We start from the raw sequence: 16,584 nt of genomic DNA on the forward strand, positions 1-16,584 counted from the left end.
CATGAAAAAACAGGTTTTACAACTCCTAATTTTGGGCGTACTTCTGGTCTCTTGCAAGGACCAAGGGCAATATGCTTCCATTCCGCAGAAAAAAGTACCGGATAGGGTAGACTATAATTTTGATGTGCGTCCTATCTTGTCGGACAAGTGTTTTAATTGCCACGGTCCCGATGCCAATAAAAGGTCTGCAGACCTGCGGCTAGATACTCCCGAAGGGGCGTATAAGGCATTAAAGGATTCGGAAAACGAGTTTGCTATTGTGCCTAGGAATATTGAAAAATCCACGGTGTACCAACGGATTACGACCAAAGATAGTTCCAACCTTATGCCACCGTTGGAATCCAATTTAAAACTATCGGATTACGAAATAAAGGTATTGAAAAAGTGGATAGAGCAGGGAGCGGTCTATGACCCTCACTGGGCGTTCATACCTGTGAAAAAACCAAAAATTCCAAATACGGATTCAGATTGGGTGAATAATGAAATAGACCATTTTGTTTTGGATAAACTGAGTGAAGTAGGTCTTGAACCCAACGAAATTGCGGATAAGGAACGTCTGTTAAAAAGGGTTTCTTTGGATATTACAGGTTTGCCGCCCACTCCAGAAATGCGTAAAAAATTCATATCGGATAATGCTCCCGATGCTTATGGGAAAATAGTAGATGAGTTATTGTCCAGTCCTCATTATGGTGAGAAAATGGCGAGCCATTGGTTAGATGTGGCCCGCTATGCAGATTCGCACGGTTTCCAGAACGATCAGTTGCGTACCATGTGGCCATGGCGGGATTGGGTAATCCATGCTTTTAACGAAAATTATAGCTACAAAAAGTTTGTAACCTACCAGTTGGCGGGAGACCTGATGCCCACTAAAAACATAGAGACCATTTTGGCAACCGGCTTCAACAGGAATCATAAAATAAACCAAGAGGCCGGTATTATAGAAGAAGAGTTCAGGATAGAAAATGTAACAGATCGTACCAATACTTTTGGGAAGGCTTTTTTAGGACTCACTTTGGAGTGTGCCAAGTGTCATGATCACAAGTACGATCCCATTTCGCAGAAAGACTACTTCAGCACCTTTGCCTTCTTTGATAAGGTAGTGCATAGACCAAAACCAATGGGCGAAGTATTGGCAGAGCCTCCATTAATTACACTTACGGATGAGGTTGTAGAAAAGGAACTCCCGTTCGTGAACAAAAAGGAACCGGAAGATGTAGAGGTTATGGTTATAGAGGAGAAACCGGATATTAGAACCACCCATTTGCTAAATAGGGGTGTGTATGATGATAAAGGTGAAATTGTCCAGCCCAGCACACCGGAGTCGGTTTTAAAATTTGATACCTTGGTTTATGATCGTAACAGGCTTGGTCTTACCAAATGGCTTTTTGATGAAAAGAATCCATTAACGAGCCGTGTTTTTGTGAATAGGGTATGGCAAGAAATTTTTGGCGAAGGTATCGTTAGGTCTTCTGGAGATTTTGGTATGCAGGGAGACCTGCCCACGCACATAGGGCTATTAAATTGGCTTTCCGCAGATTTTATGGAGAACGATTGGGATATGAAACGTTTGGTGAAGCAAATAGTCATGTCATCTACCTACAGACAGTCTTCGGTGGTTGATGATAAAAAGCTGGCCATAGACCCGGACAACAGATACCTTTCGCACATGACGCGCTTACGGTTTAGTGCAGAAACGATTAGGGACCATGCATTGGCAACCAGCGGTTTATTAAATGATGAAATAGGAGGCCGTAGCGTAAAAGTATACCAACCTGATGGTATTTGGGAAGCAGCCAGTTCAGGACGTGGTATTTTGGCCAATTATGTGCAAGATCATGGGAAGGACCTGTATAGAAGGGGAATTTATATTTTTATAAAACGGACAACCCTGCCACCGGTTCAACTGACTTTTGATGCGGCCACACGGGATCAATGCGAGGTAAAGAGGCAGTCAACCATGACTCCGCTCCAGGCACTCATAGCCTTGAACGACCCTACCATTCTTGAAGCGGCAAGAGTACTGTCCGAAAGTTTAATACAGGAAAAAAGTACGGTAGATGAAAAAATAGAGAAAGCCTTTGAGCGCATTCTCTGTAGGAGTATAAAGCTCAAGGAAAAGGAAATGTTGGTAGAGTATTACCAAGATCAGGAAGAGGCATTTGCGAACGATACGCAGAAAGCAAAAGATTTTATTGAAGTTGGGGAGTACCCCATTTTAAAGGGTTGGGATGAGGTGAAAGTTGCCGCACTAATGCAGATTGTTCACACCATCTATAACCTGGAAGAAACCATAGTAAAAGGTTAACGTTCAATCAAAAGATATGGATAAAGAAGTTTTTGAACATTATTTGAATACGAACCGTAGACACTTTTTGGGTAAAATGGCCATGGGAGTAGGGGGTGTAGCCTTAGGTTCCCTTTTAATGCCCGATTTGCTAAAAGGTAAAAAAGCAGCAGAAGAACAGTTGCCCTTGGGATTAAAGCATTTTGCCGCCAAAGCCAAACGGATTATTTTATTGGTACAGAACGGGGCACCTTCCCAATTGGAGACTTTTGATTACAAACCCAAATTGAACGATATGTTCGGCCAAGAGCTACCGCCTTCAATTAGAGGAGAGCAAAAGTTAACGGGTATGACAGCGGGGCAAAAATCGTTTCCGTTAGTCGGGTCCAAATTCAGCTTTAAGCAATATGGGGAATCCGGTACTTGGGTAAGTGAGCTTTTTCCGCATATCGCCAAAATCACAGATGATATTTGCATGATCAAGAGCATGCATACGGATGCTATTAATCACGATCCGGCACTAACCTTTATGCAAACTGGGGCTCAGGTTGGGAATAGGCCCAGTATTGGTTCATGGTTCAGTTATGGCCTGGGTAGCGAAAACCAAAATTTACCGGCCTATTGTGTGTTACTTTCAAAGGGCAAGGGTAACGGTCAAGGTGTGTATTCAAAATTATGGTCTAACGGATTTTTGGACAGCTCGCACCAAGGGGTGCAATTGAGTGCCAGTGAAGACCCTATTTTATATTTGAACGACCCAAAGGGAATGGACCGTGAAACCCGGCGTAAGATGCTAGACCATTTGGCGTCTTTAAATCAGCTAGGGTACGATGAGTTTGGCGATCCGGAAATTCCGGCAAAGATAAAGCAGTATGAAATGGCTTTTAGGATGCAAACGGCCGTTCCCGAGATTACGGATGTATCCAATGAGCCCGATCACATCAAAAAAATGTACGGGCCGGATTGTATGGTGCCGGGCACCTATGCGGCCAATTGCTTGCTGGCAAGAAAACTATCCGAATCCGGAGTGCGTTTTGTACAATTGTACCACCAAGGGTGGGATCAGCACAATGATCTGGTAGGCGAGATTAAAGGACAGGCCAAAGATGTAGATATGGCTTCCGCAGCCCTGATCACCGATTTAAAACAAAGGGGACTTTTAGATGAAACCTTGGTGATATGGAGCGGAGAATTCGGTAGGACCAACTATTGCCAAGGAAAACTCACAAGAGACAACTACGGGCGTGATCACCACCCGCGTTGTTTCAGTATCTTTTTGGCCGGTGGCGGTGTAAAATCGGGTATCTCCTATGGTAAGACGGACGAGTTAGGGTATAACATAGTAGAAAGTCCGGTGCATATTCACGATCTACATGCTACCATTATGCATTTAATGGGCTTAGACCATGAAAAATTAACGTATAAGCATCTGGGTAGAAGGTTCCGTTTAACGGATGTTCATGGCCATGTGGTAAAAGATATTCTAGCCTAGCTATATGAAAAAAGCGGTTCCCTACGTTTTGAACGTTTTGTTCTTTCTGCATGTACTATTGGCATTTTTAGTGCTCTTTGAAAGCTATATGAAGATTCCCTTTTGGGTACAACCTTTAGGACGGATGCATCCTTTGGTATTGCACTTTCCGGTAGCGTTCATCGTACTTTTGGTAGTACTCAATCTGTTCAAAAAGCAATTGGAACCCGCCGCTTTTAAAAGGATAAACTTTGCGCTGTTATTGCTTACGTCCTTTACAACGGTTCTGGCAACCCTTATGGGGCTTTTGTTATCGTTGGAAGGGTATGATTCGGAGTTGCTAACGCTTCATAAATGGGTAGGCGTGGCCTTGTGCTTTGTGATCTATGCGCTTGTTTGGTGTTATTCCTATCCAAAAGTGTTTCAGGTATTACTGTATGTGGGTTTGATAGGTGTTATGGTAGGCGGGCATTTTGGTGCGGGATTGACGCATGGCACTAATTTTTTAATGGAGCCTATTACCGCTTCAAAAGAGGAAATTATAGATGAAAATACACCGGTTTATACGGCATATATTGCTCCTGTTTTAAAGGCGAAATGTACCAGTTGCCATAATCCGCAGAAACATAAGGGCGATTTGGATTTGACCGCAATCGAAGCTATAACCAAAGGAGGGGAAAATGGAGACTTGTGGTTACCCCATAATGCAGAGGAGAGTCTTTTTCTAAAAAGGGTAGCCTTACCACTTGATGATGAAGAGCACATGCCGCCCGAAGGAAAACCGCAACTTACCGAAACTGAAATTGAATTAATGCGGACTTGGATCCAACACGGAGCGGACCATCAAGTGAATTATGCGCAACTAAAAGAAGCCGATACCTTAAAGCAACTACTTGCCAGCAAATGGATAAAATCTACGGAAGAAAAAAAGTATGAATTCAGTTTTGTAAGTCCGCAGACAATTAAAGAACTCAATAATCCGTACCGTACGGTAGTTCAAAAGTCGCCTTCATCACCTGGTCTGGACGTTGCAATATTTGGGCGAAGCGCTTTTCAGGATGCCAATTTAACCGAATTGGAAAAGGTAAAGGATCAAGTGGTTTATTTAAATCTGGCGAACCTCCCCGTTAATACAGGTCATACGACAACCATAGGAAAGTTCGGGAACTTGGAGCATTTGGTACTCAATTTTACAGATGTAAATAGTGAATCTATTGCCGCGTTGGCGAGTTGTACCCAACTAGAAACTTTATCCTTGTCCGGAACTGATGTAGACGCCAGTGTTTTGGAGCACTTAAAAGGTCTAAAAAGTCTAAAGGAGGTGTTTGTTTGGAATACGGACTTGGAGGCAGAGGATATTGAGGCATTAAGAAATGGATTGCCCAAAGTGGTTATTAACGAAGGTTACATTCCAAACCCGAAAGAAGAGTTGGAGTTAACGCCACCAACTTTGGAGAACGAAGGCAATATTATAAGTTCTGGTGATTTGATTTCCCTAGGACATAAAATGAACGGAGTTGCTATACGCTATACTTTAGATGGTTCTCAGCCGGATTCTACTTCAACCATTTTTACAAAACCCTTTGCGTTAGATTTAAATGGCGAAAGAAAACAGATCATAAAAACATTGGCCTATAAAGACGGTTGGTTGGCCAGTAAACCGGTTTCCTATGAGTTTTATATTAGAGGTTTGGTTCCTGAGGGCGTAGAAGTTTTACACCCCGGGCTATTAAGTTCGTACACGGGCAATGCCGAGAAAATATTAACGGATGCCGTTCGCATCAATGAAAAAATAGGTTTCTCTAAATACTGGGCCTCTTTTAAGAAGGACCCGTTAGTGGCCGTTGTTGATTTTAGTGGCTCTGCACCGGAAATTGGGGAGGTGGTCTTAAGTTGCGGTATCCATTTTAAGCAAAAAGATTCGCCATTGGACTATGTAGCCGTTTGGGCCAGCGATGACAAGGAAGATTGGAAACTGATTAAACAACAGAGTTTTGCCCATGAAAATATAATGGAGCGACTTAAGGAAATATCTATGAAGCTTCCGAAGCAATCCTATAAATACTTAAAAATAGTAGCGCAACCGCAAAAAGGCCAGATCATACGCGTTAATCAATTGTTCTTTTTTTAAGGGTTAGGCTTTTACCAAGGGTATGGTAGAATCCCGTTCGATCATAGTGGTTTTGATTACTTCGGTTTCAAAAGCTTTGTCCGTTTGGGTTTGTTCTATCCGGCTCACCAACCGTTGGGCTGCGCGTTGCCCCATGTGGTACCCATGTTGACTTATAGAAGTTAGGCTGGGCCTTACATATTTGGGAAGCACCCCGTTGGTAAAACAGATTATGGAAAGCGCCTCGGGAATCTTCATGCCCAAAGAATTAGCGGTCAGCAAAGAGGTAACTCCTGCTTCTTCCTCCAATCCCAAAATAGCGTCTACTTTTCCGGCAGAGAGTAATTTTCGAATTTCTACCTCCATAAAAGACTTCTCCAGTTTTTCAAAAATTAAGCTCTGGTCCAGTTCTATATTGTGGTCCTTTAGGCATTGGTGGTACCCGTTAATTCTCAGTTTTGAAATCTCAAGGTCGCCCAAAAGCGAAACAACGGCAATACGCTTGCATCCGGATTTTATAAGATGCTCTGTTGCATTGTAGGCAGCTTTGGTATCATTTATGGTTACCTTATCGCATTCTAATTTTGAGGAAACACGATCAAACATCACCAACGGTATACCTTTGTTCAAAAAAGGTTCAAAATGGTCTACTTTGTCCATCTTTCCGGTTTCCTCGGCCAAGGAGACTAAAAGTCCGGAAATGGCACCTTTGCGTAACATCTCCGTAATGGCAACCTCTTTATTGTAAGATTCATTGGAGATACAGGCAATCATATTATAACCATGATCGTTCAGGACCTTTTCCACACCGCTAATGACCTGGGCAAAGAAGTAATTAAGAACATTGGGAATGATAACACCCACGGATTGCGATGATTCCTTTCTTAGATTAATGGCATTAAGGTTAGGGCGATATTTGTGTTCCTTGGCGTAAGCAACTATTTTGGCCTTGGTACGGGCACTGATCTCATGGCTATCGTTCAATGCTTTGGATACGGTAGATTTAGAGACCTTAAAATGCTTTGCAATATCGTCTAAACTAAGTTTTCGTTTCATAACTGCATCAAGATACTAAATATCATCAATACCATTTTACTTCTTTATTACCTTCCTGATCGCTAAAATACCATTTTGGCCCTACGCTTTTTACGAAACCCGTTTCGAAAAATGTAAAATATTGTAAATATCTGATTTTAAATAGGTTGTGATTGCGAAATTTTGAATTTATAAACGCTTGTATTTCGTATTTTTAGTACGGAAACGAATTATCTGGAACTCGTTTTAAGTTATAGTTTAAATTTGACAAAAGGGCTTGGTTTTTAATGGAATACAAAATATCCAATAGGGTAACGTTCAAAAAATAAAAGCACTTACAAACACCAAAAGATGATGTATAGTATAGGTTACGATATAGGAAGTTCGTCAATAAAAGCGGCCTTGGTAGAGGTGGGTACCGGTAAACCCGTAGCTGTAGTGAGCGAACCCAAAACAGAGATGGATATTCTGGCCATTAATAATGGTTGGGCGGAACAGGACCCGGATAACTGGTGGAAACATGTGTGTACCGCAACAAAAACATTGTTGTCCGAGAACAATATTAAACCGGAAGAGGTTACAGGTATTGGTATTTCTTACCAAATGCACGGATTGGTGGTGGTTGATGAGAATCTAAAGCCTTTGCGTGATTCCATTATCTGGTGCGATAGTCGGGCAGTGGGCATAGGTCAAAAAGCATTTGATGAATTGGGCAATGACCGTTGTAGTGAGAATTTATTGAATTCGCCATCCAACTTTACCGCTTCCAAATTAAAATGGGTAAAAGAAAACGAGCCGGAAACTTTTGAGCGTATCCATAAGTTTATGCTTCCCGGAGATTATATAGCTTGTAGGTTAAGCGGAACGGCAAACACTACCTTATCCGGCTTGTCCGAAGGTATTTTTTGGGATTTTAAAACGAATAGTCTGGCTACTTGGTTATTGGACTATTACGGATTGAACGAATCTCATGTACCTGAAATAGTAGATACTTTTTCGGTTCAAAGTAAAGTGTCCGAACAAGGTGCAAAAGAATCGGGTTTAAAAGAAGGCACGCCTATTTTATACCGCGCAGGAGACCAACCCAACAATGCATTATCATTGAATGTTTTTAATCCGGGGGAGGTAGCGGCTACAGGTGGTACATCTGGGGTAATCTATGCGGTTACGGATAATCTTTCGGTTAAGGAAAGCTCGCGGGTAAATAACTTTGCCCACGTGAATTATAGTGAGGCCAACAGGTTTGTGGGCAAGCTTCTTTGTATTAACGGAGCTGGTATTCAATACCGCTGGTTATTGAACAACTTAAGTGTTGCTTCATACGATGAAATGAACGATTTGGCCAATTCGGTACCACAAGGTTCGGACGGAGTAAAAATATTGCCTTTTGGTAATGGTGCCGAACGTATGTTGAACAATGTAGACCTAGGAACCAATATTTTTGGTATCAACCTGAACAACCACACCAAAGCCCATTTATGTAGGGCCTCATTGGAAGGTATTGCCTTTTCATTTGTGTACGGTATGGAAATCCTAAGGTCGGACGGCATTACCGCTACCAAAATACGGGCAGGAAACGATAACCTGTTTCGCTCGGAAATTTTCTCGAACACTATAGCGACACTTATTGATCGCGAAATAGAAATTTATAATACCACAGGCGCTATTGGCGCAGCTAGGGCCTGTATTTTACGCGATGGCGATTTTTCAAGCTTCGGAGAACAGATTATGGCCAATGATTATGTCATGAGCTATAAACCATCCGCAGAAAAAGAAGCATTGCAATCAGCATATTCCGCATGGAAAAAAGAATTAGAACAATTATTAAAAAACAAGTAACATGGCATTATTAGGAGACAAGGAGTACTTTAAAGGTATTGGAGACATTAAGTTTGAAGGGAAAGAATCAGATAACCCTTTGGCGTTTAAATATTACAACCCCGATCAAGTTGTTGCTGGCAAGACCATGAGAGAGCATTTTAAGTTTGCCATTGCTTACTGGCATACGTTCTGTGGGCAGGGTTCCGATCCATTTGGACCAGGTACGCAAAGCTTTGAGTGGGATAAATCTACGGATCCCGTTCAAGCAGCAAAGGACAAGGCAGATGCCGCTTTTGAGTTTATCAGCAAAATGGGATTTGATTATTTCTGTTTTCATGATTTCGATTTAATTCAAGAAGCATCAACTTTTACCGAGTCGGAAAAAAGATTGGCTACGATTACGGAGTACCTTAAGGAAAAGAAAGCGGCTTCAGGTATTAAATTATTATGGGGTACAGCTAACTGTTTCTCTAACCCAAGGTACATGAACGGTGCCGCTACCAACCCTGATTTTGATGTGGTTGCCAGAGCCGGAGGTCAGGTAAAAATGGCATTGGACGCTACTATTGCCTTAGATGGTGAGAACTACGTTTTCTGGGGAGGTCGTGAAGGATACATGTCCCTATTGAACACCAATATGGGAAGAGAATTGGATCACATGGCCAAGTTCTTGACCATGGCAAGGGATTATGCCCGTAAGCAAGGTTTTAAAGGAACTTTCTTTATTGAGCCAAAACCAATGGAGCCTACAAAGCACCAATATGATTTTGATACGGCTACGGCAATCGGGTTCTTAAGGGAGCACGGACTTGAGAAAGACTTTAAAATAAACATAGAGGTAAACCATGCTACTTTGGCACAGCACACTTTTCAGCATGAAATGGAAGTTGCCGCAAATGCAGGAATGCTAGGAAGCTTGGATGCCAACCGTGGTGATTACCAAAACGGATGGGATACAGATCAGTTCCCTAACAATATTCTTGAAACTACAGAAGCTATGTTGGTTTTCTTGCAAGCAGGAGGCCTACAGGGTGGTGGTGTTAATTTTGATGCTAAAATCAGAAGAAACTCGACCGATCTAGAAGATATTTTCTTGGCCCACATTGGAGGTGCGGATACGTTTGCAAGAGGTTTGATTACTGCAGATAAAATTATCCAGTCTTCGGACTACACCAAACTTCGCGAAAATCGTTACAGTTCTTTTGATTCCGGAAAAGGAAAAGAATTTGAAGACGGTAAGTTAAGCCTAGAGAACTTATACGATTTAGCGGTAACTAATGGTGAGTTAGAGCTTAAGAGCGGTAAGCAAGAATTGTTCGAGAATATTGTAAACCAGTACATCTAAGATATATGAAGTTTTTTATAGATACAGCAAATTTAAACGACATTCAAAGCGCCTACGAGTTAGGTGTTTTGGATGGCGTAACTACCAACCCTTCTTTGATGGCCAAGGAAGGAATTACTGGAAAGGACAACATTTTAAAGCATTACTTGGCTATTTGTGAGAAAGTTGAAGGCGATGTTTCCGCTGAAGTCATTGCGACGGATTATGACGGTATGATCAAGGAGGGCGAAGAATTGGCTGCCTTACACCCGCAGATCGTAGTAAAATTACCTATGATTGCAGATGGAGTTAAAGCTTGTAAATATTTTTCGGACAAGGGAATAAAGACCAACGTTACTTTAGTTTTTTCCGCGGGGCAGGCGTTATTGGCCGCTAAAGCGGGAGCTACCTACGTTTCTCCGTTTTTAGGAAGACTGGACGATATTTCAACGGATGGTTTACGTTTGATCGAAGAAATACGTTTGATCTATGACAACTACGGTTTTGATACACAGATTTTATCCGCATCCGTACGTCATACCATGCATGTTATTAACTGCGCCAAATTAGGGTCTGATGTAATGACAGGTCCATTATCAGCAATTGAAGGCCTTCTAAAGCACCCATTAACGGATAGTGGTTTAGAGAAGTTTTTGGCAGATTATAACAAAGGAAACTAATAAAAAAAACTTAAGAAAGTAGACCATGTAGCCATGGTCGCCCCAATGGTTAATTTTTGATTCAATACATGAAATTGCCGGTGGTCTGATCTACCGGCAATTTGGTTTGTGATATCTTTAGTATCCAGTATTAAATGTAGATGCTTTGGTGACAGCTTTTCCTTTCATGGTGCCAGAGCGTTGGCCAACTGTTCCGTTTGTGTGGATTGATCAATTGGTCTATCTTCAGGCAGGCATGAAAAGGCGTTCGTTTTAGAGTCAAATCGGTAATCTATAATTCATCCGCAAGGCGGTACTTATATATGAAGTTTGTAAAGGTAATTTTGGTCTTAATTTTTTGTGCGTTTTTTACGCAAGGTTGCCTGTATGCCCAAAATTCTGAAACGGAATATAATTTTGTAAGTATTGAGCAGGACAATACACAAAGAGCGGTCTCTACTATTGTTGAAGATAGTATGGGACTTATCTGGATAGGAACCAATGGCGTTGGGTTAAAAAAGTATAACGGCATTGATTTTATTACCTACAAACAAGATATAAACGAATCCAAGTCAATAAGTAACTCGCTTATACATACCTCGTATATAGACCGTTATGATAGACTTTGGGTGGGTACGGAAACAGGTCTTGATCTCTACAACACAGACCTTGATAATTTTGATAAAGTAGAACTTGGGAATGATACAGCAAGACAAGGAAGTATCCTTATTAGGGCCATTCAAGAAGGTATTAATGGAGAACTCTTAGTGGGCTCACATTATCATGGTGTATTTAGGGTAGACCCTTTGACTATGAAAAGTGAGTCAATTCCCATTCAATCTACTATAGATATAGCCACACTTCAGGTCAACTATATTTTAAAAAGCACCACGGGTAAAATCTATGTGGCCACAAATTATGGTCTCTTTGAGTATGATGGAGTTAAGGTAATACCCTCACAAATAGTAAATGAAAAGGGAGAGGAAGTCAAAAGTCTATCAAGGAATATCGAGACTTTATTCCAGGATAAAGAAGGGGCCATTTGGTTGGGAACCTTATCGGATGGTTTGGTGAAAATAAAATTCATATCCGGGAACAAATACAGTATAGACTCCTTTGAAATAACTCCGGAGCGGGTTTTTTCAATCGCTCAAGCTGCAGATGGTAATATTATCTGCGGTACGGAAAATGATGGCCTTTTTGTCCTAAAAGCAGATGGAAAGCTGATCAAGAACTATCGTTATGACAAGTTTGATGTAAACAGCATAAAATCCAATTCCATCTGGTCCGTATTTGTAGATAGCCAAGAGCGTATCTGGATCGGCTACTACAACAAGGGGGTAGGGGTTTATGACAAGTTGTACGATAAGTTCAGAGATATAAAGAGCTTGGCGAACATCAATAACTCTTTGCTGTTGCCTTCCGTTACGGGCATTGTGAGCGATAAAAAAGGAAAACTGTGGATAGGTTTGGATGGGGGTGGAATAGATGTATATGACACTAAAGACAATAGCATTGTACATTTGAAAGACCCTCAAAACGGGATAGCCACAAATCTGCATGCCGCTGCGGTTTCAGGGATGTTTTTTGACAGTAAGGGCAATCTCTGGGTAGGAACATGGAACTCGGGCATTTACTTTTTGGAAAAGAATGCTACAGCCTTTAAAAATTATAAAATTTCCAATACCAATGGCGGATTAACCAGTAACCGTATCATGACCTTTGATGAGGACAAAAACGGAATAATCTGGATCGGCTCCTATGTAACGGGTTTACATTCCTATAATCCTAAAACCCAAAAATTCACACCTCACCTTGACCGGATTTTTCATGACCAGGTACCCCATCACGGAGAGGTACGTAAGGTTCTGGTAGATAGCAATGGTTTTATCTGGTTGGGCACCACAGGCGGACTGTACAAAATTAAAAGTGATTTTTCCGAAGGAGATAAGGCTATTTCTTTGGTGGAGCGCATGCATGCAGATACGAGTCAACAGCTTATAGTAGATAGGATTGTATCTTTATATGAAGATAGTAACCGCATTATTTGGATAGGCACGGACGGCGGAGGTCTATGTAAATATGACCCTTTCAAAGACTCGTTTACTTGGTACGGAGATAGGAACGGTTTAACCCAACAGACCATAGCTTCTATATTAGAGGACAATAATGGCGCCATTTGGTTGGGGGGCAACAACGGCATCTCTAGAATGGATGTGGAAGAAGAGAATTTCAAGAATTTTGATGTTCACGACGGACTTCTGGCCAATGATTTCAATTTTAATTCCACTTTTAAGGATGAAGCGGGTATACTATATTTTGGGAGTTATGAGGGCGTAAATTCTATAGACCCGCAGAACCTGAATTTTAATGAGCACGAACCGGAAGTATATTTTACGGATTTTAAACTCTTCAATAAATCCGTGGTTCCGGGAACGGAAGACTCGCCTTTAGAGAAGGTAATTAATCGTACCAAGGCCATGACTCTTTCCCATGACCAGTCCGTTTTTACCATAGAGTACGCCGGAATTAATTTTACAAGGCCCAAAAAGAACCAGTACGCCTATATTCTGGAAGGGTTTGATAATAGATGGAACTATGTAGGCGGTACAAGGAGTGCCACCTATACCAATCTGCCTCCGGGCGATTATGTTTTTAAAGTAAAGGCCGCCAATAATGATGGGGTTTGGAACAATACCCCAACGGCAATGGTCATTACGGTTTTGGCGCCGTGGTGGAGTACCAATCTGGCCATATTTCTATATGTTTTGGCAATTCTTCTCATTACCTATTTCTTAGTGAATTTGGCCAGCCAGCGCATACGTGAAAAGCGCATAGTTCAGTTTGAACGTGAAAAACGACTGCAGGAAGAAGTGCTGAACGATAGAAAAATTCAATTCTTTACCAATATCTCTCACGAGTTTAGAACCCCACTTACCCTTATATTAAATCCTTTGGAAGACATTTTGCGAGATTCGGAACAGATGTTTTCAAAGAAAATGAAAGAGAAGTTGAGCATCATCCATAAGAATACCGATCGGTTAAAACGGTTGATAGATGAGCTGATGGATTTTAGAAAACTGGACATCAACAAGCTGAACGTTAAAGTATCTGAACTGGAAGCCGTGGCTTTTGTAAAGGAGATAACCGGTCATTTTGAGGAAGAAGCTATCTTAAAGGATGTGCATTTGGTGGTTGAGTCGGATGAACCGCCCATAACGCTATGGAGCGACCCTTCCATGCTAGAGAAAGTAATTTTTAATATTCTCTCCAATGCCTTTAAGATTACTCCGGATAAAGGCACCATTACCGTGGGTATTTATAAACGTGCCGATAAAATTATATTGCCACTTTTAAACGAGGAAGAGCCCGTTCAGGCCTTGGAAATTTATATTGAGGATACCGGTAGCGGTATTGGTAAGGACGAATTGGAAAAGGTTTTTGAGCGTTTCTATCAGGTTGAAAAAATGAACAGCCAGTATTATGGCGGTACAGGTATTGGTCTAGAAGTGGTAAAGAGTTTTGTTGATCTGTTAAAAGGAAAAATTACCGTAGAAAGCGAAGAAGGTATCGGAACCAAGTTCAGGATTTTCCTGCCGTTGGGGAATGCCCATTTTAAACCTAGCGAACTTTTCTTAAAACCAACACCTAAAACGGATGACTTACCACTGGCCAGGGTAGATGAAGATATAGTGGAAAGGCTTACCAATAAAGGCTCCGGTATTACTTTGCTCATTGTGGAGGACAATGCGGAACTGCGTAGCTACCTAAAAAGCGAACTTAAGGAGGAGTACACTGTTATTGAAGCCGTAAACGGTACAGAGGGACTAAAAGCTGCGGAAAAAAGAACTCCGGATATTATCCTGTCGGATGTGGTTATGCCCGAAATGGATGGTTTTGAGTTTTGTAGACATATTAGGGAAGACCTAAAAACAAGCCATATTCCTATACTTATGTTAACGGCCAAAACCATGACGGAGGATTGGGTAAAGGGAATTGATTCCGGAGCGGATATCTACCTGACCAAACCTTTTGAGATGACCGTTTTAAAAGCTCAATTAAAGCAGATTCTTAGCAGCAGACAGGTACTTTTTAATAAGTATTTAAATGATTCCAATAACGTAAAAGTACCCGAAAACACTTCCGAACTGGATAAAGGTTTCATTTCCAAAGTGCTGAATTATGTTACCGCCAACCTATCGGATGAAAACCTCAATGTAGAGCAGTTAGCAGAAGAACTGAACCTAAGTAGAAGTCAATTATACCGGAAGATTAAAGCGCTCACCGGTTACTCCGCAAATGAATTCTTGAGAAAGATAAGGCTTGAAAAAGCCAAGAAAATGATAGAGAACGGAAACGAATCTATCAGTGAGGTCTGCTTTAAAGTGGGTTTTTCCTCTCCTTCTTATTTCACCAAATGCTTTAAGGCCCAATTTGGGTTTCTACCTACAGAAGTAAAGTAAGGACTTGTTAATTTTTGTTGTAGTACAAATCTTAATTCTTCATTGGATTTAATTAAATTAGGGGTGAATAGGATTTGTAGTAGGTTTATTTAAGCATTGGTACAACTTAAGAAATGGAAGATTCAAATGAAATATTAAAGCAAATATTAGAATTACTGGCTAAGAATGAAGCTAGAATTTCGACCAACGAATTAACTTCTGAAGGAGATAAGTTGATTGAAAAAGTTGAAAAAGAAGGAGAAGAAGCAAGTAGAAAAATACAATCTACTTTTGATAGAATTCACGATAAATTATTTACTGTAAACGGAATTTTAGTTGCATCATTTTTTGGACTTGGGAAGTTCCCAACTGATAATCCTATTATTAGTTTATGGTTAGTGCTTTTACCAATTTCCGTTTTGTGCTATTTAATTTTTTTGGAACAACAACAAATGGAAATCTATCGACATTCATCACAAAGAATGAATTGGAATTTAGATAAAGATGTGGTTAAATATGGAGGAATGATTACCCGGCAGAATTCAAGGTCGTTATTTGCAATTATTATAACATTTGGATTATTTACTTATCTGGCAATAAAAGTAATAACCTATTAAAATTTGAGAAGAACTATTCTGTTTTTCATTTTGTTATCCTCTTTAAATTCCTGCCAATTAAACTGGTATGGAGATATTTATTTGGGTTCGGACTTTTACTATTTAGTTGAACCAGCTTATAATAGCATTGTGATTCCTGTAAACCCAAATGAACCGTAAAAATCAAGTATTTGCGTGATAAGAGATGTAGAAAGTGTCGGATTTAATAAAAAATATGTTTTAGCTACTTCAAAAAACATGCAAGAACTTAGGTATTGGCGGATTGATAAAATGATGGAAACGGAAAAATTAGGGTATGAAGAAAACTTTATAATGGAATTATCAAATGTTTCCAAAATTGACTCGACTGAATTTTATCATAAAACATTGTAAACAATACATTCCAACTCAATAGCATTAATTATATTTATTTAACTAACGTGACGAATTCTAGATATGGAAACTAAACAACAGAGTAAATGGTATAATAGCAGCACTACGGTAGATATCTTATTGTTTTTATTGCCACCTTTTGGTTTTTACGGACTGTATAAGACAAAGACAATCAAGTCCAATACATCCAAAATTCTTTACGGAGTAATGGCTTTTGTTTCTATGCTAACCTTGTTGATTAGTTTGTGAGAATAGGTATTGGTAATTTCCTCAATACTCAAAATAAGCCGTGAAAACTCACCTTATTTCAATCCGTTTTTACTTCAATTAAATTCGCTCCTGCCTTCTGTTTTTTCACTGTCCTAGGGCATAATTTTACACTCTCATTTTCGGCCTAGGGCCCAAATGCTTTGGTACTATTGCATTTGCAAAACAAAATGCCACAAATG

At 40.5% G+C, this 16,584-nt stretch carries 9 protein-coding genes; 8 read left to right on the plus strand and 1 reads right to left on the minus strand.

Annotated features, from left to right (window positions below; translation table 11 throughout):
* Nucleotide 1: 1 nt before the first annotated feature.
* From SJY45_RS00635 to SJY45_RS00645, 3 genes are read left to right on the plus strand one after another with little or no spacing between them, the layout of a single operon-like run.
* Nucleotides 2-2,305: a PSD1 and planctomycete cytochrome C domain-containing protein gene (locus tag SJY45_RS00635; RefSeq protein WP_400072914.1), complete on the plus strand. Its 2,304-nt coding sequence runs from the start codon at nucleotides 2-4 to the stop codon at nucleotides 2,303-2,305.
* 16 nt (nucleotides 2,306-2,321) lie between these two features.
* The gene (locus tag SJY45_RS00640; RefSeq protein WP_400072915.1) at nucleotides 2,322-3,776 is read left to right on the plus strand and encodes a DUF1501 domain-containing protein; all 1,455 of its coding nucleotides are present in this window, start codon (nucleotides 2,322-2,324) and stop codon (nucleotides 3,774-3,776) included.
* Nucleotides 3,777-3,780: 4 nt separating this feature from the next.
* Complete coding sequence (locus SJY45_RS00645; protein ID WP_400072916.1) at nucleotides 3,781-5,886, plus strand: c-type cytochrome domain-containing protein; 2,106 nt, start codon at nucleotides 3,781-3,783, stop codon at nucleotides 5,884-5,886.
* 3 nt (nucleotides 5,887-5,889) lie between these two features.
* Here SJY45_RS00645 and SJY45_RS00650 read toward each other — a convergent pair whose 3' ends face one another.
* Nucleotides 5,890-6,921, minus strand: a complete 1,032-nt coding sequence (locus SJY45_RS00650) for a LacI family DNA-binding transcriptional regulator (RefSeq protein ID WP_215438845.1) — start codon at nucleotides 6,919-6,921, stop codon at nucleotides 5,890-5,892.
* Nucleotides 6,922-7,254: 333 nt separating this feature from the next.
* Here SJY45_RS00650 and SJY45_RS00655 point away from each other — a divergent pair, with 333 nt between their 5' ends.
* The 5 genes from SJY45_RS00655 to SJY45_RS00675 all read left to right on the plus strand — a co-directional run bounded on the left by SJY45_RS00655 (nucleotide 7,255) and on the right by SJY45_RS00675 (nucleotide 15,763).
* The gene (locus SJY45_RS00655; protein WP_400074279.1) at nucleotides 7,255-8,739 is read left to right on the plus strand and encodes a xylulokinase; all 1,485 of its coding nucleotides are present in this window, start codon (nucleotides 7,255-7,257) and stop codon (nucleotides 8,737-8,739) included.
* A gap of 1 nt (nucleotide 8,740) precedes the next feature.
* Entirely contained in the window at nucleotides 8,741-10,066 is a 1,326-nt protein-coding gene (gene xylA / locus SJY45_RS00660) for a xylose isomerase (protein WP_400072917.1), read from the plus strand.
* A 5-nt stretch (nucleotides 10,067-10,071) separates the two neighbouring features.
* Nucleotides 10,072-10,725, plus strand: a complete 654-nt coding sequence (fsa, locus tag SJY45_RS00665; protein WP_400072918.1) for a fructose-6-phosphate aldolase — start codon at nucleotides 10,072-10,074, stop codon at nucleotides 10,723-10,725.
* A 302-nt stretch (nucleotides 10,726-11,027) separates the two neighbouring features.
* Nucleotides 11,028-15,167 carry a two-component regulator propeller domain-containing protein gene (locus SJY45_RS00670; RefSeq protein ID WP_400072919.1) on the plus strand — a complete coding sequence of 1,380 codons (4,140 nt, stop codon included), beginning with the start codon at nucleotides 11,028-11,030 and terminating at the stop codon, nucleotides 15,165-15,167.
* Nucleotides 15,168-15,280: 113 nt separating this feature from the next.
* Nucleotides 15,281-15,763, plus strand: a complete 483-nt coding sequence (locus tag SJY45_RS00675) for a hypothetical protein (RefSeq protein ID WP_400072920.1) — start codon at nucleotides 15,281-15,283, stop codon at nucleotides 15,761-15,763.
* Nucleotides 15,764-16,584: the final 821 nt, after the last annotated feature.

Origin of the sequence: Zobellia russellii (assembly GCF_044597075.1) — a bacterium.
Classification (GTDB): domain Bacteria; phylum Bacteroidota; class Bacteroidia; order Flavobacteriales; family Flavobacteriaceae; genus Zobellia; species Zobellia russellii.